10 protein-coding genes are annotated in these 23,848 nt (G+C 44.6%); 9 read left to right on the top strand and 1 reads right to left on the bottom strand.

The features are described 5' to 3' along the window. Positions 1 to 305 precede the first annotated feature (305 nt). A complete protein-coding gene (locus tag ACBR23_RS20985; RefSeq protein WP_341740315.1) occupies positions 306 to 695 on the top strand; it encodes a DUF1830 domain-containing protein in 390 nt (129 codons plus the stop codon). A 193-nt stretch (positions 696 to 888) separates the two neighbouring features. Next, entirely contained in the window at positions 889 to 1,449 is a 561-nt protein-coding gene (locus ACBR23_RS20980) for a hypothetical protein (protein ID WP_371120116.1), read from the top strand. Positions 1,450 to 1,952: 503 nt separating this feature from the next. On the opposite strand, the gene ACBR23_RS20975 is transcribed toward ACBR23_RS20980, so the two are convergent. After that, positions 1,953 to 2,498, bottom strand: coding sequence for a 3-isopropylmalate dehydratase (locus tag ACBR23_RS20975; protein WP_371117002.1), 546 nt, complete (start codon positions 2,496 to 2,498; stop codon positions 1,953 to 1,955). Positions 2,499 to 2,656: 158 nt separating this feature from the next. Between ACBR23_RS20975 and ACBR23_RS20970 the strand changes: the two genes are divergently transcribed. The 7 genes from ACBR23_RS20970 (at position 2,657) to ACBR23_RS20940 (ending at position 23,838) form a co-directional block, all read left to right on the top strand. Continuing rightward, on the top strand, positions 2,657 to 3,526 hold the full coding sequence (locus ACBR23_RS20970) for a hypothetical protein (RefSeq protein ID WP_371117001.1): 870 nt from the start codon (positions 2,657 to 2,659) through the stop codon (positions 3,524 to 3,526). 333 nt (positions 3,527 to 3,859) lie between these two features. Next, positions 3,860 to 6,082: an ATP-binding protein gene (locus tag ACBR23_RS20965; protein ID WP_371120115.1), complete on the top strand. Its 2,223-nt coding sequence runs from the start codon at positions 3,860 to 3,862 to the stop codon at positions 6,080 to 6,082. A gap of 170 nt (positions 6,083 to 6,252) precedes the next feature. Continuing rightward, complete coding sequence (locus ACBR23_RS20960; protein ID WP_371116999.1) at positions 6,253 to 7,932, top strand: ABC1 kinase family protein; 1,680 nt, start codon at positions 6,253 to 6,255, stop codon at positions 7,930 to 7,932. 109 nt (positions 7,933 to 8,041) lie between these two features. After that, positions 8,042 to 13,540 (top strand): GAF domain-containing protein, encoded by a 5,499-nt coding sequence (locus tag ACBR23_RS20955; RefSeq protein ID WP_371120114.1) that lies wholly within the window; start codon positions 8,042 to 8,044, stop codon positions 13,538 to 13,540. A 508-nt stretch (positions 13,541 to 14,048) separates the two neighbouring features. Further along, on the top strand, positions 14,049 to 19,166 hold the full coding sequence (locus tag ACBR23_RS20950) for a PAS domain S-box protein (RefSeq protein ID WP_371120113.1): 5,118 nt from the start codon (positions 14,049 to 14,051) through the stop codon (positions 19,164 to 19,166). Further along, complete coding sequence (locus tag ACBR23_RS20945) at positions 19,163 to 21,994, top strand: response regulator (RefSeq protein WP_371120112.1); 2,832 nt, start codon at positions 19,163 to 19,165, stop codon at positions 21,992 to 21,994. Before ACBR23_RS20950 ends, ACBR23_RS20945 begins: the two co-directional genes overlap by 4 nt. Then, complete coding sequence (locus tag ACBR23_RS20940) at positions 21,991 to 23,838, top strand: putative bifunctional diguanylate cyclase/phosphodiesterase (protein ID WP_371116995.1); 1,848 nt, start codon at positions 21,991 to 21,993, stop codon at positions 23,836 to 23,838. The genes ACBR23_RS20945 and ACBR23_RS20940 overlap by 4 nt, the downstream gene beginning before the upstream one ends. Positions 23,839 to 23,848: the final 10 nt, after the last annotated feature.

The following is a 23,848-nucleotide window of genomic DNA, read 5'->3' as shown; positions in this document are numbered from 1 at the left end:
ATACGGTGGGGCACACCGAAATTCACGCTCGGGGACAGACCGATCTCTACTCGCTGGTGGTAGCATCAACGAGCAAATCGACTGGCTGATCCAAGAATCCCTGCGCCTTTAGGCCAGGGAGTGTCAAAGCTAAGGTTGACAAAAAATTCACGATCGCACTTAATATCGCGTTTTTTCTGCCTCTATCGGCACTATGGTCTCTTAAGGTGCTAGGGAATTGGTAGTCCGCATTACAACAATGCGGGATCGCAAAGTGTTAATTTTGAAAGATAACGAAAACTTTTATCCAAGGCTCTCTACCAGTTATGGCTCAAATTCTTGACCCACTACCCTCAGACGCCGACAGCAAAATTCTCTGCTGCTACGTCAACGCCACCAATCAAATTCAAATTGCTCGCATCACCAACATTCCTAACTGGTATTTTGAACGAGTGGTATTTCCCGGTCAGCGCTTAGTGTTTGAAGCAATGACAGCAGCAATGTTGGAAATTCACACTGGGATGATGGCGAGTGCAATTTTGTCTGATACGATCCCTTGCGATCGCTTGCAGATTAATGAAGGACCCTATTCTCCTATCAATGCTACCAGATCGAGACCGGAAAGTAAGATCGATCGCGCCTCAACTACAGCCCGCCCCAAATCTAAAGAAATCTTAGAGCCTTTAACAGTACCGGCGTTAACAGCCGTCGATTAAGGTAGTTCTCGGATTGGGGACTTTTCAGGGATCGGAAGTTAATAAATTTTCCATTTAACAAATAAACCTTGTACAAAATCTGCTTTTACTCGATCTGAAATTGGTAAGAGCAGTTTTTTGTGCAGACCTTTGCTCGATCGCCGATAATCTTTCTATAAAACCCGTTCTTACTTCAACCATGTCAGTACCACCGATGGAATCGCCATTATCCTCTACTCCCCTATTTGAACCAGCGGTATTCCGACTTTCTCCTTTAATTAGAATCACTCTTTTGAGTTTGTATGCAGCCTTAACAATTCCCTTACCTTTTTTGTCCGCAGCAACGGCAGCACCGGTGCCTGCTAATATTATTTGGGCGGGAATTGTAGTCGGGGCTGTGGGTTTGTATGGCGTACTTAGCGAAAGGGTAATTGTGAATGACGAGGAAATTCAAGTAACTTATCCCAACTGGTTTCCCAAAGTATTTCGCAGAGGTTGGTCTTTAGCTTGGACAGAGGTCAAAGCTCTTAAACCTCGATCGACTGGTCAAGGTGGTTTAGTTTATTATTTTTTGAGTCATTCGGGAGAGGGTTATTTATTACCCATGCGAGTGGCGGGATTTGCCAAATTAGTCCGTTTAGTTGAAGCAAAAACAGGCATTGATACTACAGATGTCCGCCCTTTGTCTCAGCCTTGGATGTATTTGATTTTGCTCTTATGTACCCTGCTGTTACTCTTAGTTGATGGGTGGACAATTGTCACGGCTCTCCTTTGACAGACTTGGCTTGTTTCCAAGCATCCCAAGCGTCAAAAATAGCATTTTCTTTTGGGTGAGACGGTGCTGACTTAACCCGATCGGTAACGGAGATACACAGCAGCTTGGGCTAGTTTTAACAATCGTCTTGCTTGTCAAGAGTGCTACTGGCTCAAGTGGTTGTTTGTTGGTGTCTAAAACGAATACAAAGTTAGACATGAAAGTCCTCTGATTGCTCAGGTTATGTTTTCCTCGCCAATGTTTTGATGGCTTGTTGGGTTAGAGACACTGACTTAACCAAATACATCTGTTTAATCTCTAACGACAGAGCTACAAGCTGGAAAGCACCCGTAGGTGTCATCACCCTCAAAACGTAGTATTCAAGATACTTAGGCTGGCTATTTGTCCAGTTTATGAACTAGCTGTCAAGTCTTGTCCACTGTTTGGTCAATAGCCTTAAAACCTTAATTGTTGACTGTTAGCTGTCGGCTGAAGGTCAACCCTCAACAGTTAACAGTTAACAGTTAGCGACTAGCAATCATTCCCGTCTGACGTGCGTAAGCAAAGAGTCCGCCGGCATCAATGACTGGGCCTACTTCTCCTAAAGGTTTGAGGTCATAGGTGCAATCTAGAGTGTGGTTGATAATTTTCTCTGCTGTAAAGTCGATGGTCACTTCTTGGCCAGTAGCAAACAAATCGCAGAGTCGATCGGCTGATTCGATCGGATATAATTCACCAGTAGCCGAACAATTGCGAAAGAAAATGCGGGCGTAGGACAAAGCTACCACAGCTTTCACCCCAGCAGCCCCAAGAGCGATGGGAGCGTGTTCTCGCGAAGAACCGCAGCCAAAATTTTCCCCACCAATGATAATCTGATAGCGGGTTTTCATTTCACCCGGTTCCATAAACTTACCATAGCGATCGGGCAACCCAATCATGGCGTAACTGCCAAGTTTATCGTACTCATCCGGCTTCGAGGGAACCAAAGTCAGGTATTCGGCTGGGATAATTTGATCTGTATCGATGTTGTCATCTACCACAAAAATTTGACCGCTAATTACTTTACCCATAGTTTATTTTCAGTTAGCCTCAAAGATGCTTTAGTCATGCTGGTCAAGTCAGATGTCTATTTTAACCTGGGAGTGTCAATGGTAATCTGTATGAATAAAAATTTAGCTCCGAAAGTTTGGTTAAAAATTAACAGATTGCTAAGCGTCAACATATCTTTATGGTGAATACAGTAGATGATATTGCCCGACAAGCCCGCGAGGGGTCTGTGGCAGCGATTATTCAAATCCTCAACGATCGACTTGCACAGATAGGCGTTAGAACTAGAGCCGTGTTTGCCGATGGGGTGCTCCAACTGCTGTGCGAGTCGGCCACAGCGGATTTGCTAGAACAGTCTAGCTTGGTCTCCCGCATCCGGGAAATTTTGGAGCAACTTTCGCCCCGAAATATTCGCCGAGTCAATATCAACAGCCGGATTGTCCGAGAACATCAACTGCTGTGGTTGGAAGAAATTCGCCGGGACCCGGAAAATCAACTCCTGTGGTGTCAAGAGATTAAACTGAGAAAAGTCCATTTTTGGCAGCGTTTCGCGATCGCCCAAACCGAGCGCCAAGGTCAGAAACCGGCTTTGCCCAAAATGGCCAAACAGCATCGATGGTCGATGCAGGAACCGCGACAATTTCAGCGCGGCATCATTGGTGGTATCGCCCTGAGCGTGTTGTTACTCGTCGCCGTTGCCGCTATCTACAAAGGTTTCCATTCTCCATCGCTCAACACTACAGCCACTACTACCCAAGCTACTGTTACTCCGATTCCCTCCAGGCCTACTCCCCCACAGAAAATTGCTCAGGAGACTGGAAACTCCGACTCTTTTGCACAAGCCGTGCGGTTGGCAGAACAAGCAGCCAGCGAAGGCAAAACCGCCCAATCACGACCGGATTGGTTAGTTGTGGCCGCTAAGTGGCAGCAAGCTTCGGATTTAATGGCCTCCGTACCATCGAAACATCCCCGTTACACAACGGCTACCAACCGGGTGGCACTTTATCGCCAAAATAGCGAAAAAGCCCAACAGGAATCACAAAATAGGTAAGGTGTACAGCCTCACTAAATCAGGTTTGAGCAGAGTTAATATCGAGCCTAGTAGGGCTTAACAACATTTTTTGACTAAAAATTTGTTGGTTTTTAGATAGTGCCATAATTATTTATGAGATATAATTAATTTGTGCGATCGAAATCACTCAGTGGATAGACTTGGATCACAAAATAAATTTGCTAGAATCACAGACTAAAATAGGCAACATCACAGGTTTTGGAGAGGGGTGTCACCAAGCAGTCACGACAAAAGCTGAATAATAATACCGGATAGCTTCTATCTTTGCAGCGATCGCAGGCTCAAACATCTTAAAATAAAGGCTTGGCTGCCATGACAAATTATCAGACAAGTCAAGACTGTGACCCGATCGACCGATCGCCCTCAGAGTCTTGTACGTTGCACTTACAGCAAATCACAGAACCAGTCTCAGTCCAAAAATTTCTGGATCGAATAATGCAGTACCAGGTCGATCCTGCTCAAATCGGGCGACAAATTTGCCAAATTATCGCGACAAGCTTTCATGAAGAAACGCTACTGCTGGAGATAGCTAATACTTTAGGAGCAGCTTGTCAAGCAGACTACTGTTTAGTTGCTGCTGTGAGTGACAATCGCATCGCCATTCCGAACGCAGGCTGGGGCATTTTCGGCGATCGAATCAATTCCACAGTGATTTCCGATGCAGCAGTTGTAACCCAAAGATCCGAAATTCCTGAAACAGAAATCTTAAACTCGCTATTAATTTCACTCCCAGAGCATCTGCTAGTAAATATACTGACACATGGTGAAATACTAGGGATTTCCGACCTTCAAGACGATCGATCGCCCAACAGGTCCCATTCCTTAGTCCCATCCCTTCCTTTCCGAGGGATTTTAGCATCGCCAACGCGATTTCGCGGCGCCGTTAATGGGATAATTATCATGGCTACTACCCAACCCCAGGAGTGGTCTGCGGCTTCGCGGCAGTGTCTAGAGTTAGCATCAGATGCGATCGCCACCGCCATCTCCCACATTCAAAAAAATCAAGAAATTGCCCATTTAAACCAAAAATTAGAGCAACAAGCTAAATACAAAAAGCTATTGAATAACGTTACCAAAGAAATCGCAAAAAATGCAGAAATAGATCTAACTTTGCAACAGGTGATAGCAAGTACCAGCCAAAGCCTAGAAGTAGATAGAGTTCAAATCCTGTCCTTAAAATATACAGCACCATTTTCACAAATAAGCTCTCTCAATCAACCTAGCCCAACAACAATTGCGTTAGTTTGTGAATACGAGCGAAAAAAAGTAGAAAAGCCACCGATCGCCCAAACAGAAACATCCCCAAAAAAATCAAAACCTCCCACCAAAAATCAATATAAAACCACCAATAATCAAGCCAAAATCAGCAACTCACTATCGAAAAATATTAGGGATTTTAGGATATCGGAATCTAGTTTGTGCCAGTCAGCATTCAATAGCGCCCCCCAATCCTTCGCCTTGGCTGATGCAGGGGAAATAATCAACCAGGAACCGCAAAACTCAGTAGAAATCTTGAAACTTCAGGACACTCGCGCCTTGGTGCTGGTTCCCTTGATTGGCGGCCGGACACAGGAAACTGTCTGGGGTTTCTTGCTATTGCAAAATTCCCAACCTCGCACTTGGCAAATTGCAGAATTAGAGGTTTTGGAATCCATCGCCTCTCAAGTCACCAGGGCGATACTTGAGTTTGAAAAACTCCAAGAACTGCAAACTCAGCTAGAATATAGAAGCACTCAATTGGCAAACAGTCTAGATGTCCAGGAAAAACTGCACGAACAATCTGCCAATCAATTAGAGCAAATACGCAAGTTAAGGCTGATCCAAGACGAGTTCCTGAGCGTAGTCAGTCACGAGTTACGCACTCCTTTGACGATCATGAAGCTAGCAATTATGATGCTAAAACAAGCAGACCAGTCCTTGCAGAGTCGGATTAAATATCTGGATATTCTAGAGCAGCAGTGTTCTAAAGAAACAGACTTGGTTAGCGATTTGCTAGCACTCAAACAGCTTGATCCTCAACAATTCCCCATGTTTCTAGTTTCGGTCTCTCTCAAGAGTCTAATTCAAGATTTGGCTGAAGATTTTGAGCAAAAGTGGGCCGATAAAGGATTAACTTTGGCTCAGGATTTCTCGAAACCATTACCTCGCTTGGAAACAGACAATGATAGTCTCCATCGCATCTTGTTGGAACTGTTGACCAATGCCGGCAAATACTCGGCTCGTGGAACTGAGGTGACTTTGGAGATATCTCAAGCAAGTGGCAGTATTGTCATCAAAATATCAAATTTGGGCCTTGGGATTTCTGCTGCTGATTTACCCCACATCTTTGAAAAATTCCGCCGTGGGACAGGTATTACTCAGCAAGCTATCCCTGGTACGGGTTTGGGTCTAGCTCTGGTAAAGTGTTTAGTACAGCACTTGAATGGTACTATTGAGGTCTCTAGTAGTCCGTCAGAGATTTTGGAAAACGATCCGTTGTGGCGTACATCTTTTACTCTGAATTTACCCCAATTTCCAGGGGGTAGATACTCCTGACCCAAAACATACCTCAACTTCCCTAAGCCTATTTGTTGACAGTTGACAGTTGACCCTTCGACTAACCAACGGCGAAGCTGAGCTCTTAACAGCGAGCGGGCATCGTTGTTGACGGTTGACTGCTCAACAGTGAACAGCTAACAGTCAACAGCGATGGAATCTCCCTTATTATGCTCATCAAAGCTGCACCTAAAACCCTACGTTGGCAACGTTCTCAATATTCACCGTTAGCACGACAAATAGATGTTTTTGCAGCAGCGGCCAAGTTTATATTTTGTCTGTGGTGGGATGGACTGCTGCAAAACAAATCTGCCCATACTAGAAGAATTCGCGCCCATTGGTTGGTCAATACTTTGTTGCATTTGGGTCCGACTTTTATCAAAATCGGACAGTCTCTTTCCACTAGGGCTGATTTGCTCCCCTTGGAGTACGTCAAGGAACTCGAACAATTACAAGACCGGGTGCCGGAGTTTAGTTCCGAAGAGGCGATCGCCCTGATAGAATCAGAGTTGGGCAAAGATATTTATGCTTTGTATCGCGATTTTGACCCTTGTCCCATTGCCGCCGCCAGTCTCGGACAGGTGCATAGAGCTAGACTGCACACCGGAGAAGATGTAGTTGTCAAAGTGCAGCGCCCCGGATTGGAAAAATTATTTGACTTGGATGTGAAAGCCGTTCGTCAAGTGATGAATTTATGCAATAAGTATTTTCCTGGGATTCGCAAGTACGACCTGGAATCTATTTATCATGAGTTTTTTAAGATTTTATATCAAGAAATTGACTATATACAAGAAGGCAAAAATGCCGATCGCTTTGGCAAGAATTTTCAAGGATATCCTCGGATTATTGTGCCAAAAGTCTATTGGCAATACACTACCAAAAAAGTGCTGACTGTACAATACGCCCCTGGTATTAAAGTGGATGACCGCCTTAGCTTAGAGGCGATAGGAGTAGATATTGTCAAGCTCAATCAACTGGGAATTTGCTGTTACTTGAAACAGTTGTTGATTGACGGTTTTTTTCAAGCAGACCCCCATCCCGGAAATTTAGCCGTCACAGAAGATGGTAGTTTAATTTTTTATGATTTTGGGATGATGGCAGAGGTTAAGTCTTTGGAAAAAAACCAGATGGTCAAGACTTTTTTTGCTGTGATGAGAAAGGATACTGACGAGGTACTCGATACTTTAATGACCATCGGCTTAGTGGAGCCGATGCCGGATCTGATGCCGGTGCGCCGACTGATTACTTTTCTGTTGGATAAGTTTATTGATAAGCCGATCGACTTTCAAGCCTTTAACGAGATTAAAAACGAATTGTACATCATGTTCGAGCAGCAACCGTTTCGTATGCCTGCACAAATGATGTTTATTCTCAAGTCAGTGACTACCCTCGATGGCATTGCCAGAACCCTCGACCCCAACTACAATTTTCTAGCATCTGCTCAGCCTTTTGTCAAGAGTATTGCGATTAGTAAAGGTAGAGGTAATACGGTGGGAGAACTGGCGAGACAAGCGCGAGATTTGATCAGATATAAATTGCAGCAGCCGAGCAAATCAGAAGTTTTGTTCAAACGTTTAGAGCAGCGGATTCTGGATGGAGAATTGCAAATTAAAGTGCGAAATATAGAAAACGAGCGCGCCCTGAAACGCATTTATTTAGCCTTGAAAACTCTGATCTATGCGTGTGTGACAGGTTTTGTGCTGGTAGCGGGGACAGTGTTGCTCAAGGGTGGATATGCCAGGGAGGCGATCGCCGCTTTTGTGGTGTCAGGATTCGGTAGTTTGTTTTTGATACGTTCTTTTGTGGATTTGTTGCTGAAAGAAAAACTAGATCGCCTAGCGGAAAAATAAATCTTAAACCTAGGGATATTAAGGCAAAAAAGTCTTAAGAATCTCCGTATCTTTAGACCAGAGACTGTCAATGCTGTAATAATTGGTTAAAGCACAGTTTCCTTCAAAAATGCTGACACCTGCCACAGCCCTGACGCCAGTCGAACTAACATCCGCGATCGTCCGCAATCCCCTGATGGTTGCACCCGATACCACAGTGATGGAAGCGATCGCCCAGATGAGTGGCGTCCGTACCATTTGCTCAACCTCCAAAACCGCAGATAGCCAACTTGACCAGCTCCATTTAGAGGCGCGATCGAGCTGCGTCTTAATTGTCCAAGATCATCAGTTGCTGGGAATTCTCACAGAACGAGATATTGTGCGCCTCAGTACCCAAAAACGTTCCTTAGATAGCATTCCGATCCGTGAGGCAATGACATCTCAGGTGGTCACTATCCGCGCATCTGCCTTCACGGATTTGTTTTTTGCGCTGAATCTGCTTCAGCAATATCAGATCCGCCACTTACCAGTGGTCGATGACCAAAATCGACTGGTGGGAATTTTGACCCACGAGAGTTTGCGACAAACATCGCGCCCCGTAGATTTGTTACGATTGCGCCTGGTAATAGAAGTGATGACCTCTGAAGTGATTTGCGCCAATCCTGATGTTTCAATGATGAACATCGCCCAATTGATGGCCCAAAATCGAGTCAGTTCGGTGATGATTGTCGAAGAACAGATAGGAAGCGATCGCCAAAAACAGCAAATTCCCATCGGGATTGTGACTGAGCGCGACATCGTACAATTTCAGGCTTTAAACCTAAACTTAGAAATCTGTCTGGCAAAATCTGTGATGAGCACCCCGATTTTTGCGGTGAGTTCAGAGGATTCTCTGTGGACTGTGCAGCAGATGATGGAACAACGGTTAGTCCGCAGATTGGCGGTTACTGGCAAAGAAGGTGAATTGTTGGGAATTGTAACTCAGACGAGTATTTTGCAGGCGCTCAACCCGATAGAAGTATTTAAATTAGCAGAAATTTTAGAAAAAAAGGTGTTACGACTAGAAGCAGAAAAAGTAGCACTGCTGGAAAATCGGAATATTGAACTAGAACAGCAAGTATCGGAGCGCACCGCTACCCTGAAGGCAGAATCAGAGCAAAAACAACTGATCGCTACCATCGCTTCCCAGATTCGAGCTTCCCTAGATTTACCAGAAATCCTCAATACCACAGTCACAGAAGTGCGATCGCTCTTAAATTGCGATCGGGCTGACATCTGGCAGTTTCAAGCAGATGCCAGCGTGATTGTCCTAGTAGAATCCGTCGCACATAAGCAAACAGCAAATCAAAGCAAATATGTTCAGGACAATTGTGTTGATTGGCGGGGAAAATGGCGCAGCGGAATGATTCGAGTAGTAGACGATATCTACACTGTCCCAATCACCGATTGCCACCGTCAACTATTAGAAGATTTGGAAATTAGAGCCAAAATTTTAGTACCCATTTTCCAAGCAGAAACCCTCTGGGGCTTGCTTTGCGTCTCCGAAAGCCGGGCCCCCCGCCACTGGCAAACAACAGAAATTACTCTCGTGCAACAGTTGGCTACACAACTAGAAATTGCCATTCAACAGGGAACGGCTTACCAACAGGTACAAAGCGAGTTGGCAGAAAGACGACGGGTGGAGGCCCATTTGCGAGAAAGCGAAAAACGTTTTGCGACTTTGGCTCAATCTGCTCCCGTGGGGATTTTCCGCACGGATACTAGCGGTAATTGCTTGTTTGTCAACGATCGCTGGTGTGAAATTGCTGGACTTACACCCGATGAAGCATTGGGTACGGGTTGGATTCAAGGCTTGTATCCAGAGGATCGGGACAGGATTAGCGCCGAGTGGTATCAATCCGCCCAAGAACATCGCCCTTTTAAGTTAGAGTACCGCTTTGGGCGATCGGATGGGACTTTCAGTTGGGTGTTTGGGCAAGCATCGGCAGAAAGGGACGAAGACGGGCAGATTGTGGGTTATATCGGCACAATTACTGATATTAGCGATCGCAAACGGGCGGAAGAAGCACTGTCCCAACTCAATCAAGAATTAGAACAAAGGGTACAACAACGGACGCTAGAGGTACACCGCAGTGAATCTCGCCTACAGGAAGCTCAACACATTGCTCGTCTTGGCCATTGGGAAATTGATTTAGCCGAGTCTAAGATTACTGGTTCTCCTGAGATTTTCGAGATTTTGGGATTGGAGCTCGATCGTCAGGAACTGAGTTTTGAGCAACTCAGACAGCATTTCCATCCCTCGGACTGGACCTATCATCGTAAAACCATCAAAGGAGTTATGCAACTAGGTGGTAAACACTACGAACTAGACCAGCAAATTATCCGAGCTGATGGCTCCCTAGGTTGGATTTTTGCTAAGGGACAAACGGTTTACAATGCTGAGGGTCAGCTTGTCCGATTGTTTGGCATTGTGATGGATATTAGCGATCGCAAATTAGCTGAGGAACAGTTGCGCCAACAGAAGGAAACACTTCAAACTATTTTCGATCGCATTCCCTTAATGATTGGTTTGTTTTCAGTCACTGGGGAAACTGTGATGATTAACCCGGAAATGGAGCGGGTACTTGGTTGGAACCAGGAAGAATACAACGAACTTGATGTTCTAGCATCCTGCTATCCGAATTTTGATGATTATCGCAAGGTACTCGCTCACATGATTCGGGCTGATTCTAGTTGGCAAGATTTTGAAACTCAAGTGCGCGACGGCCGAAAGTTGATTACTAGCTGGTCTCAAATTCGTTTATCTAACGGTTCTAGCATTGGTTTGGGACAGGATATTACCGATCGCTTCTTAGCCGAAGAAGCTTTGCGCGAATCCAAGCAATTTTTGCAAACAGTGATCAATACTTTTCCCCTGGGAGTATTTTGGAAGAATCGAGAATTTGTTTTTTTAGGTTGCAATCTATATTTTGCCCAGGTGGGCAGTTTAGCATCTCCAGAGGAAATTTTAGGCAAGACTGATGAGGATTTTGACTGGGGACTAAGGGAAGCAGTTTTTTGCCGCACTGATGATGCAGAAGTCATGGCATCAGGTATAGCTAAACTGGGAATGATCAAGAAAATGCTTCAGGCTGACGGTTCGACAATTTGGCTGGAAATTAATAAGATTCCTCTGCGAAACATCAAAGGCGAAATAGTCGGATTATTTGGTAGTTTTCAGGATATTACCCATCGCAAATTAGCCGAAATTCGCTTGCAACAACAAGCAGAACAGGAACGTATCCTCACCTTCATCACTCAGCGGATACGGGCTTCTCTGAATCTCAAAGAGATTCTGAATACAGCAGTGGCAGAAGTGCGCCAGATTCTGAAGGTAGACAGAGTGTTGATCTATCGTGTCTATCCCAGTGGTACGGGGGCTGCGATTGCGGAATCCGTTGCACCGCATTGTGTGAAACTTCTGAATATAAATTTCCCCGAAGAAATTTTCCCCCCGGAGAACTATCAGCGATACTTAGATGGCAGAATTTTTGCTTTGAGCGATCGGGAAACCGGGTCTGTTTTGCCTTGTTTGGTAGATTTTTTAAGGGAAATCAAAGTCAGGGCAAAACTGGTATTACCCATTGTGGATAAACAGGAACTTTGGGGATTATTAATCGCTCATCAGTGCGAGGTGTCTCGTGACTGGCAAAACTGGGAAATTGATTTGATGAAACAACTTTCTAACCAATTATCCATCGCTATTCAACAATCTAATTTGTATCAACAATTGCAAGTAGAGCTAAAGGAAAGAAAAGCCAAAGATTTGGTGATTCACAGACAAGTGGAAACGGAATCTTTGCTGAGGGAAATCACCCAACGTATCCGTGACTCCCTGGATTTACAAACTATTTTTGCCAGGGCTACGGAGGATATTCGTCATTTAATTGATGCCGATCGAGTGGGCATTTTTCAATTTGCTTACAATTCTAACTCTAATGAGGGTGAGTTTGTGGCTGAATCTGTGGTAGCAGGATTTGATTCTGTGATGGCGACTAAAATTCACGATCATTGCTTCGGCGAACAGTACGCTGTTTACTATCACCAGGGTAGAATTCAGAAAGTCAGTGACATCTATGATTCTGGACTGACAGAATGTCACATCAATATTTTGGCACAATTTCAGGTGCGGGCGTATCTGGCAGTGCCATTATTAGATGGATCGAATTTGTGGGGATTGTTGTGCATCCATCAATGTTCTAGACCCCGCTATTGGAGAGAGTCGGAGATTAATTTAGTTAAGCAAATTGCCAACCAATTGGCGATCGGCATTCAGCAGGCAAATCTTTTTGACCAGTTGCAAACGGAGTTACAGGAACGGCAACAAGCAGAAACAAAACTTACTGAAATTAATCAAGAGTTGGCTATTTCTAACCAAGAACTTGCCCGCGCTACTCGTCTCAAGGATGAATTTCTGGCGAACATGAGCCATGAATTGCGAACTCCCCTAAACGCTATTTTGGGGATGACAGAGGCTTTGCAGGATGAGATTTTTGGTGCGATTAACGAGAGACAAATACGAGCTTTGCAAACGGTTGAGCATAGTGGGAATCATCTGTTGTCTTTAATCAATGATATTCTCGATCTTGCCAAAATAGAATCGGGACAGGTAGAATTAAATTGTAGTCCCACAGCCGTGGAGAGTTTGTGTCAGTCTAGTTTGACTTTGGTGAAACAGCAAGCTTTACAAAAAAGGATTCAACTTCAGGTAAAAATTCCCGCGAACCTCCCAGAAATAGTGCTGGATGAACGTCGGATTCGACAAGTTTTAATTAATTTGCTCAATAATGCGATTAAGTTTACTCCTGAAGGTGGCAGTGTGATTTTGGAGGTGACAATCCAACCAAGCGAAATATTACCAACAAAGGCAAATTCTCCAACTACAGCAAGTTCTATTCGGTTTGGGGTGAGGGATACTGGTATCGGTATCACAGCGGAAAATATTCAGAAGTTGTTTCAGCCTTTTGTGCAAATCGATAGTGCATTAAATCGTCAGTATATGGGTACTGGTTTGGGCTTGTCTCTGGTGAAACGGATGGTATCTATGCACGGGGGAAAAGTTTCGGTGACGAGTGAGGTTGGTGTGGGTAGTTGTTTTAGTTTCGATTTACCCGCAGGCAATTTGACGATGCAGGTTTCTGAGCCGGTGGATTCAAAAAGGCCTAATTTGGAAGATAGTTTGAGGAAAAAGGTTGCAGTAACAACTTCGCCTTTGCTATTGTTGGTGGATGATAATCCAGCGAATGTTAATACAATTTCTGGCTATTTAAAAGCTAAGGGATATCAGATGTTGGTGGCGAAAAATGTTGCCGAGGCGATCGCTCTCACTAAATCATCGATTCCTGACTTAATTATGATCGATATTCAGATGTCGGGAATGAATGCTGTGGATGCGATTGGGCAAATCCGCAGCGATCGCCAATTTGCGAATATTCCGACGATCGCCTTGACTACATTGGCGATGGCGGGGGATGGGGAACGATGTCTAGAAGCTGGGGCGAATCACTATCTGACTAAGCCTGTAAAATTAAAGCAATTAGTTAGCACTATTCAGGATTTATTAGCATCATCGCCCCTCGAAAGTAGTTAATTAAGGAGGAAGGAGGAAGGAAGAAGGAGGAAGGAAGAAGGAAGAAGGAAGAAGGAGGAAGGAAGAAGAACCCCCCCCTACCCCCCCCAAGGGGGGAAATTTAGGAAGAGTTCACCCTCCCCAAGGGGGGAAATTTAGGAAGAGTTCACCCTTCCCTTCCCTACCCCCCCCTACCCCCCCCCAAGGGGGGAAATTTAGGAAGGGGGGAAATTTAGGAAGAGCTCACCCTTCCCTACCCCCCCCTACCCCCCCCAAGGGGGGAAATTTAGGAAGGGGGGAAATTTAGGAAGGGGGGAAATTTAGGAAGGGGGGAAATTTAGGAAGACTGTGTTTGGCAAATATATTCGTAGGGGCGAAGCATGACCGCAGACAATTTATTAGTGATAACCAGAGATTTACAGCGGTCATGCTTCGCCTATGCAAAGTCGGGATGTTCCCAAAAATTTACCCAATTTAAAATTGAAAAAATATCAAAGTTCAAATCTAAAATACCCAATCTAAAATCAATATGACATCTAGCACCGCCCTGACACAAACTGAATTAAAATCTGCCATCATCCGCAATCCACTGACAGTTTCACCCGATACGACGGTGATGGAGGCGATCGCCCAAATGAGCGGGGTTCGTACCCTTTGTTCGGCTTCCCAAAGCGCGGATATCCAAGGACATGAATTGTCTATGGAAGTGCGATCGAGTTGCGTTTTGGTTGTGGAAGGTCGGCAGTTGTTGGGAATTGTCACAGAACGGGATATTGTTCGACTCACTGCGAAAAATTGCTGTTTAGAACGTATGAATATTACCACAGTGATGGCATCTGAGGTGGTGACTATGCGCGAATCTGTGTTCACAGATTTGTTTGTGGCGGTAAATCTGGTTCAGCAACATCATATTCGCCATTTGCCGATTCTAGACGACGAAAATCAATTGGTGGGACTTGTGACTCACGAGAGTTTGCGGAAAGCGTCGCGCCCCATTGACTTGTTGCGAATACGGCTGGTTTCTGAAGTGATGGCGACGGAAATAATTTGTGCTAGCGCGGATGTTTCTATGCTCACTATCGCTCAATTGATGGCCCAAAATCGAGTTAGTTCCGTCATGATTGTGGAAGCACAACACACAGGAGGCGATCGCCCACAACAGCAAATCCCGATTGGCATTGTCACTGAGCGCGATCTCGTCCAATTTCAAGCCTTAAATTTAAACCTGGAAACTTGTCAAGCCCACTCGGTGATGAGTACGCCGATTTTTACGGTGAAACCTAATGATTCTCTGTGGGATGTGCAGCAGATTATGGAACAGCGGTTAGTCCGTAGATTGGCGGTGACAGGGGTGTTTGGTGAACTTTTGGGTATTGTCACTCAGACAAGTATTTTGCAAGTTTTGAATCCCTTGGAACTTTATAAATTAGCTGAGGTTTTAGATAATAAGGTATCGAAATTGGAGGCGGACAAAATAGCATTGTTGGAGAATCGCACCGTCGAATTAGAGCGCCAAGTAGAGGAGCGAACTGCCGCACTCGCCACAACGGTGAGGCGGGAAAAACTGATGGTCACGATCGCTTCGCAGATTCGATCTTCTTTAGATTTGCCGGAGATTTTGGATACTGCGGTGAAGGCGGTACGAGAGTTTTTGCAGTGCGATCGACTGTTAATCTATCGGTTTGAACCGGATTGGACTGGTGTGGTGGTGGCAGAGTCGGTGGAGGCTATTTGGCGCACTTCTATTAACGATCGCATAAATGATTCTTGTTTTCAAGAAAGGGCTGAAATTATTTATCAAAGTGGAAAAACCATTTTTGTTGATAATATTTATACGGCTGGTTATACACCATGTCATGTGCAGTTGTTAGAGCAATATCAGGTAAAATCTAATCTTGTAGTACCTATTTTGGTGTCGGAAAAGTTGTGGGGATTGTTAATCGGGCATCACTGCGAAAGCTATCGTGCTTGGTATCCTAACGATCTGAGTTTGTTGGAGGAGATAGCTGTGCAATTAGCGATCGCCATTCAGCAAGCAGAACTACACACTCAGCTTCAAGAAGAACTAGCAGAAAGACGACAGACGGAATTGCTGTTACGCAAGAGTCAAGAAAATTACCGTTTGATTACTGAAACTATTGAGGATGTATTTTGGTTAGCAGATCCGCAACTTGGGAGAGCAATTTATATTAGTTCGGGTTATGAAAAAATCTGGGGGCGTGCTGCTGAACCGCTTTATCAAAACTTTCTGGGGTGGCTAGAAGCTCTCCACCCTGACGATCGCGAATATGTCAGCAGGGAGTTTATGCAATTATTATCCACAGACCATTATGAGGTGGACTACCGGATTGTGCGGCCTGATGGTTCTGTGCGCTGGATTCGCGATCGGGGCTTTACGATTAAGGATGATTCGGGAACGGTGGTGCAGATTTCTGGGGTAGCAGAGGATATTAGCGATCGCAAAGCTAATGAGACGTTTTTGCGACAGTATGAGGGGATTGTTTCTGCGACACCCGATCGCATTGCTTTAGTCGATCGTAATTATATTTATCGCCTGGTTAACCGGACTTATTTAGAGCGTAGTGGCAAGTCTTGGGAACAAATAGTCGGACATTCGGTGGCTGATTTGCACGGAGAAACCATGTTCCAAACGATTATGAAGCCCTATCTCGATCGATGTCTTGGGGGAGAAAGTCAACAATATGAAGCCTGGGTTTATGAGTTTAATGGCACCGAACCTCGCTTTATCAGTGTCAGCTACGGGCCCTATTTATCGGCAGACGGCACGATTTCTGGCGTGACAGTCAACGCCCGCGATTTGACCGAACTCAAACTGGCTGAAGAATCTTTGCGGGAGAAAGAGCAGTTTTTACGCAGCATTTATGAAGGCATAGAACAGGCAGTTTTTACTGTGGATGTTTTGCCGGATGGAGAATTTTATTTTCTCGAATTCAACCCTGCCTGCGAGCGTTTAACTCAGACATTAACTGCTGATGTGCGAGGCAAAAAGCCCTTGCCAGAAATCCGAGAACGCTATGCCGATTGCGTTCAGGCGGGATTTCCTATTTGCTATGAAGAACGTCTGACTTTTAAGGGGAAAATTACTTGGTGGATTACGACGTTGACTCCAATTCGAGATAATGGCGATCGCATTTATCGGATTGTGGGTACGAGTATGAATATTACCGAGCGCAAGCAGGCAGAAGCAGACCTAGTGCAACTGAACCAATCTCTAGAAGCGAGGGTAGCACAGCGCACTGCGGAACTCCAAGAACGGGAAGCTCAATTGTATGATTTATTTGACAATGCTACGGATTTGATTCAAAGCGTTTCCCCCCTTGGGCAAATTTTGTTTGTGAATTCTGCCTGGAAAGAAACTCTGGGCTATACCGATGCCGATCTACAGGAGTTGTTTTTGTTTGAAATCATCCATCCAGACAGTTTGGTTAACTGCCAAGTCATGATGGAACAGCTATTTGATGGCGTACCTTGCACCAGTATTGAACTTAAGTTTTTGACGAAAGATCGTAGGACAATTGTAGTTGAAGGAAATGTCAATTGTCGGTTGGAAAATGGCAAACCCATGGCGATGCGGGGAATTTTTCGGAATATTACGGAACGCAAACAAGCCGAAGCTAGACTGAAAGATACTCTCAAGGAATTATCCGACTTTAAATATGCCTTGGATGAGTCAGCAATTGTGGCGATTACTGATGCTGAGGGCAAAATTACCTATGTTAACGATCGATTCTGCGAGATTCTTCAATATAGTCGAGGGGAGTTGATCGGGAATACCTATCGGCTGTTGAATGCTGGCCATCATTCTCCTGAATTTTTTGAGGAAATGTGGCGAACTCTACGGAATGGGGAAATCTGGCGGGGCGAGATTCTCAACCGGGCAAAGGATGGTAGTTTCTACTGGATTGATACTACGATTGTGCCTTACCTGGATGCGGACGGTAAGCCTTTTCAATACTTGGCTATCCGCACTGATATTAGCGATCGCAAGCGTGCCCAAGAGCAGTTGTCTAGTTTGTCAGACAGGTTGGAATTGGCGCTGAAGTCGGGTCAAATTGGGATTTGGGATTGGGATATTGTCAACGATCGCCTGATCTGGGACGATCGAATGTACGAACTCTATGGCGTCACAGCCTCGGATTTTGGCGGTGCTTATCAAGCCTGGGAAGCGGGCATACATCCCGATGATATCCTGGCGACGCGGACTGTGAGCGAGGAATCACGGGCTGGAATCAGAGATTTTGATACGGAATTTCGCGTGGTGTGGCCCGATGGTACGGTGAAATTTATCAAAGCCTACGCCCTGATTCAGCGCAACTCCCAAGCAGAACCCCAACGGATGATTGGGATTAATTATGATATTAGCGATCGCAAGCAAGCAGAAGCCAGACTTACTGAAACCAATCAAAAACTGGCTATTTCTAACCAAGAACTAGCTCGCGCTACTCGTCTCAAGGATGAATTTTTGGCGAATATGAGCCACGAATTACGCACGCCCCTGAATGCGATTTTGGGAATGACTGAGGCTTTGCAGGAACACATATTTGGCTCGATTAACGAGGGACAAATACGGGCTTTGCAAACTATTGAACATAGTGGCACTCATCTTTTATCATTAATCAATGATATCCTCGACCTTGCCAAAATAGAATCGGGACAAATCGAACTAAATTGTAGTCTGACAGCCATTGATAGTTTGTGTCAGTCCAGTTTAACTTTGGTGAAGCAGCAAGCTTTACAAAAACGAATTCAACTTCAGGTAAAAATTCCCGATCGCCTCCCCGAATTATTAGTCGATGAACGTCGCATCCGACAAGTTTTGATTAATTTGCTCAATAATGCGATTAAATTTACTCCTGAAGGTGGCAGCGTGACTTTGGAGGTGACAATCGCACAAACCGAAATGGTCCCAACACTCCCAAATTCTCCCACTAGATCCAGTTCAATTCGGTTTGCAGTGAGTGATACTGGGATCGGTATCACAGCGGAAAATATTCAGAAGTTGTTTCAGCCTTTTGTGCAAATTGATAGTGCTCTGAATCGTCAGTACATGGGTACTGGTTTGGGTTTGTCTCTGGTGAAGCGGATGGTGGAAAAGCATGGGGGAACGGTTTCGGTGACGAGTGAGGTGGGCGTGGGTAGTTGTTTTAGTTTCGACTTACCGGCTGGCAATTTGCCGATGCTGATTTCTCAATCTCCGATTGTCGCACCATCAGCACCGATGGATGGCCACAAAGAGTCTGAAACATCCCGACTAATCCTCTTGGCAGAAGATAATGAAGCAAATATCAGTACCATTTCTGGCTATCTGATGGCTAAAGGGTATCGGATTGTGGTGGCGAAAAATGGTGCAGAGGCGATCGCCGTCACTAAATCATCTCTTCCCGACTTGATTTTGATGGATATCCAAATGCCCGGAATGGATGGCTTTGAGGCGATTCAGCAAATTCGTAGCGATCGCCAATTTGCCAATATTCTGATTATTGCCTTGACTGCATTGGCGATGACTGGTGATGGAGAACGATGTCTAGAAGCTGGCGCGAATAACTATCTCACTAAGCCAGTAAAATTGAAGCAACTAGCAAATGCCATTCATGAATTATTAGCAACTAAAGAGCTTAATCAATGAAAAAAAATTATAACTCACGAAATCACATCGAAGGCACACTTGACTTGACTAATTGCGATCGCGAACCCATCGAAATTCCTAATGCTATTCAACCCCACGGGATTCTTATAGTATTTTCTCGACCCGATTTTACGATCGAGCAGGTGAGTGCTAATACAGAATTGCTGCTGGGAATAAGTCCCTATGACCTCTTAGGAAAATCTTGGGAAACCTTGTTAAGTCAAGCAGATTTAGAAAAAATTAAATATGGCATTGACCGAGATTTAAAAACAGCAGTTCCTATAAAACTGTTCCTCAAAAAACAACAAAATGCAACCTTATTTAACGGCATAATTCATGGGATAGGAGACAATTTAATTCTCCTAGAGCTAGAGCCGGGAGATAGTACAGATCGGTCTAGTTTTAACGGATTGTTCCAAGTAACTAAAGGCATTCTCAGTCAGATGCAAAAGGCTGCCAACCTCACAGAAATGTGTCAGACCATCACCAAAGAAGTGAGAAAACTGATTGAGTTTGACCGGGTGATTGTTTATAAGTTTGATGCTAATGATGCCGGCGAAGTGATTGCCGAAGAAAAACTCGATGAGATGGAATCCTATCTGGGGTTACATTACCCTCAATCTGATATTCCTCGGCAGGCTAAACGTCTCTATACGATTAATCTATTGCGAATAATCCCCGACATCAATTATCAGCCTGTGGGTATTTTGAAGCTGGATGCAGGGGCGATCGCCCAGTCAGGGAAAACTACAGACTATCAGCCCCTTGACTTAAGCCTTAGTGTATTACGGAGTGTTTCTCCCATCCATATTGAATATCTCCAAAATATGGGTGTGGTAGCTTCCATGTCGATTTCACTAATTGAGGATGGAAAACTCTGGGGTTTAATTGCCTGTCACCATCAAACTGCCCGATTTATTCCCTATGAAATTAGAACTATCTGCGAGTTTATTGCTCAGGTAATGTCTCTGGAATTGGCATCTAAAGAAGCTCAGGAAGATATGGATTACAAAATGTCAGTAAAGTCGGTACAGTCGCAATTGATTAAAAGTCTTGCCCAGGCTGGGGAGATTACGGAAGAATTGGCAAGAAACCAAGACAATTTATTGGCACTTGTAGGTGCTAGGGGCGCGGCAATTTGTGCCGAAAGTCAACTTGTGACTGTGGGTGATACACCCCCAGTAGCCGAGTTGCAGGATTTGATCGATTGGTTGGGCGATCGCTTCGATGGAGATATTTTTGTTACCGATTCTTTAGCTTCGTTATATCCCCAGGCGACGGAGTTTAAGGATGTGGGTAGTGGTTTAATCGCTCTTTGCATTACTAAAGTTCAGAAGAATTACCTATTGTGGTTTCGACCTGAGATCTTACAATTGGTTAATTGGGCTGGGAATCCCTATAAACCGAATCAGGTGGAAGCAGATGGGAGTCTGACGCTGTTTCCTCGGAAATCCTTTGAGCTTTGGCAACAAACTGTTCGCCTTAAGTCGCTTCCTTGGAAACCATGGGAGATTGAGGCGGCGATGGAAGTCCGAAGTGCGATCGTGGAAATTATTTTGCGAAAATCTGATGAACTGGCTGCTATTCATCAATCTGAGCTTTATGCCCAGTTGCAGGAAACTAATCAGGAATTAGCCCGCGCTACCAGGCTCAAAGATGAATTTTTGGCCAATATGAGCCACGAACTCCGTACTCCCCTGAATGCAATTTTGGGGATGACAGAGGCCTTGCAAGAACAGGTTTTTGGGAAGATTAACGAGCAACAATTGCGGGCTTTGCAAACAGTTGAAAACAGTGGCACTCATTTACTGGAATTAATTAACGATATCCTCGATTTGGCCAAAATTGAAGCAGGACAAATTGAACTAAACTGCACGCCTGTCAGTGTCAGTCAGTTGTGCCAATCTAGTTTGCCGTTTGTGAAACAACAAGCTTTGCAAAGACGCATTCAGATTCAGTTGCAGATTGCACCTAATCTGCCAATTTTGATGGTGGATGAACGGCGGATTCGACAAGTTTTGATCAATTTGCTCAATAATGCGATTAAGTTTACTCCTGAAAAAGGTAGCGTTAGCTTGGATGTGAGATTAGAACCACCCACACCCTCGGCAACATTGGCGGCCGCTCGAAACATACCCAGTTTAATTCGGTTTGCGGTGATTGATACTGGTATCGGTATTAAACCCGAAAATCTCAAAAAACTGTTTCATCCTTTTGTGCAAATTGACAGTGCTTTAAACCGTCAATACACGGGGACTGGTTTGGGTCTTTCTCTGGTGAAACAGATAGTGGAAATGCACGGAGGAAATGTGGCTGTCCAGAGTGAATTAGGTGTTGGTAGTTGTTTTAGTTTCAATTTGCCCTGTGGGGATTTACCCCTTCCTGTACCTGAGCATCTGAGTGCTTCACCCCCGGAACCTATGCCCAGGGAGACTGTTACACAACTGTCTCCGCTAATCCTGTTGGTCGAAGATAATGAAGCTAATATAAGTACGCTTTCTAGTTACTTGGAGGCGAAAGGATATCGGATTGTTTTGGCGAACAATGGTTTAGAGGCGATCGCCGCCACTAGGGCCCAAGTTCCTGATTTAATTTTAATGGATGTCCAAATGCCGGAAATGGACGGTCTTGAGGCAATGAGGCAGATCCGCAGCGATCGCCAATTTGCGCATATTCCGATTATCGCCTTGACGGCATTGGCCATGACGGGCGATCGCGAACGATGTCTAGAAGCTGGGGCTAGTGATTATCTCACTAAGCCGGTTAAACTCAAGCAATTGGCCAGCACAATTCAACTATTGTTAGAAGCACAGGACAGTAAGAAATGAATCAGCCATCTGTTTTAGTAGTTGACGATGAACCCGATAATTTTGATGTGATTCAAGCACTCTTGAGCGATCGGGAATATGATTTGTACTATGCTTCTAGCGGTCAATTTGCGATCGACTCCCTAGACGTATTCCGACCCGATGTGATCTTGATGGATGTGATGATGCCAGATTTGGATGGTATTGAAGTCTGTCAGCGGATTAAAGCTTTGCCACAATGGGAGTCGGTTCCGATCATCATAGTCACAGCCTTAAGTGCCAAAGAAGACTTGGCCCGATGTCTCAAGGCTGGTGCTGATGATTTTATTAGCAAGCCCGTCAGTGGTCTGGAACTGCGCGCCAGAGTCAACTCCATGCTGCGAATTAAACAACACTACGATGACTTGCAAGCTTCTTTGAGACGCCAAGCAATCTTAGAAGCTGAAAAACTCTATTTCCTCAAGCATCGCAATACGGAATTGGAACAACAGGTTGCAGAACGAACCACGGAACTTAAGGCAAAGGCAGAACTGATTATACACAATGCCTTACACGATCCCTTGACAGATTTGCCAAATCGGACTCTGTTGGTGGAGCGGCTCGAATTAGCGATTAATCGAGCTATGCGATTGAAAGACTATTTTTATGCTGTCTTGTTTCTCGACCTCGATCGCTTTAAAGTAATCAATGACAGCTTAGGACACTTAGCTGGAGACCTCTTGCTCACGAATATTGCTCAAAACCTCAAAAATTATCTGCGGGAGGCTGATTTAATCGCTCGACTTGGTGGTGATGAATTTGTAATTTTGCTGGAAGATGTGGCGGGTATTGAAGAAGTTATTCAAATCACTGAGCGGATTCAGAAAGAATTTCAAAACCCCCTCACGATTAATGGCTACGAAATGTTTATCAGTGCTAGTATCGGCATTGTTTTCGGGCAAAAAAATTACTATCAAGCCTCGGATTTGATTCGAGATGCGGATATTGCCATGTATCGGGCTAAGGCTCAAGGCAGAAATTCTTACAAAATTTTTGATACCACCATGCACACTCAAGCTGTCAACAGGCTAACTCTGGAAAACGATCTCCGTAGGGCGATCGAACGAGAAGAATTTGTTGTGTACTATCAGCCAATTGTTGACATCATAGGCGATCGGCTGGTGGGATTTGAGGCTTTGGTACGTTGGCAACATCCCACTCGTGGTTTCATTTCTCCCCTAGACTTTGTTCCTATTGCCGAAGAAACTGGGTTGATTGTACCCCTAGATAGTTGGGTATTGCAAACTGCTTGTAAACAATTAGCTCGCTGGCAAAATCAGTTTCCTAGTCGATTTCCATTGAAGGTCAGTATTAATCTTTCGGCTCAAGACCTGCGTAAACCTCTGTTGATTCAGGAAATCGACCGCACCATTGCTGCAACAGGTTTAGATGGCAGTTATATTACTCTGGAAATTACCGAGAGTATGCTGATTGAAAATATCACAAAAACCATAGATTTATTGACCCAATTAAAAGCCCGCAAAATTCAGATTAGCATAGATGACTTTGGCACTGGATATTCATCGCTCAATTATCTCCATCGCTTGCCTGCGGATAATTTAAAAATCGACCGCTCTTTTGTGAATCAGATGCAGGAAGGCAACCGTAATTATCAGGTGGTGAGTACGATTATTGCTTTGAGCAATCAACTGGGATTAGCCGTTGTGGCTGAAGGTATAGAAACAGGACAACAACTTAAATGGTTGCAGGAACTTGGCTGTGAATTGGGTCAAGGATATTTATTTTCCAAGCCCTTATCAGCTCAAGAAATTGAGATAAAATTTTTGAATAATCAAGATGAAAATATTTTTAAATTAGCTGGTTAATCGTAGCTTG

Source organism: Microcoleus sp. (assembly GCF_041354475.1).
Classification (GTDB): Bacteria; Cyanobacteriota; Cyanobacteriia; order Cyanobacteriales; family Microcoleaceae; genus Microcoleus.
This window is presented reverse-complemented; position numbering and strand designations above follow the sequence as displayed.

Coding starts and splice junctions, on each gene's coding strand:
- ACBR23_RS20960 (WP_371116999.1), top strand. CDS start 6,253: ATGCTCATCAAAGCTGCACCTAAAACCCTACGTTGGCAACGTTCTCAA.
- ACBR23_RS20965 (WP_371120115.1), top strand. CDS start 3,860: ATGACAAATTATCAGACAAGTCAAGACTGTGACCCGATCGACCGATCG.
- ACBR23_RS20980 (WP_371120116.1), top strand. CDS start 889: ATGGAATCGCCATTATCCTCTACTCCCCTATTTGAACCAGCGGTATTC.
- ACBR23_RS20970 (WP_371117001.1), top strand. CDS start 2,657: ATGGTGAATACAGTAGATGATATTGCCCGACAAGCCCGCGAGGGGTCT.
- ACBR23_RS20950 (WP_371120113.1), top strand. CDS start 14,049: ATGACATCTAGCACCGCCCTGACACAAACTGAATTAAAATCTGCCATC.
- ACBR23_RS20945 (WP_371120112.1), top strand. CDS start 19,163: ATGAAAAAAAATTATAACTCACGAAATCACATCGAAGGCACACTTGAC.
- ACBR23_RS20940 (WP_371116995.1), top strand. CDS start 21,991: ATGAATCAGCCATCTGTTTTAGTAGTTGACGATGAACCCGATAATTTT.
- ACBR23_RS20985 (WP_341740315.1), top strand. CDS start 306: ATGGCTCAAATTCTTGACCCACTACCCTCAGACGCCGACAGCAAAATT.
- ACBR23_RS20955 (WP_371120114.1), top strand. CDS start 8,042: ATGCTGACACCTGCCACAGCCCTGACGCCAGTCGAACTAACATCCGCG.
- ACBR23_RS20975 (WP_371117002.1), bottom strand. CDS start 2,498: ATGGGTAAAGTAATTAGCGGTCAAATTTTTGTGGTAGATGACAACATC.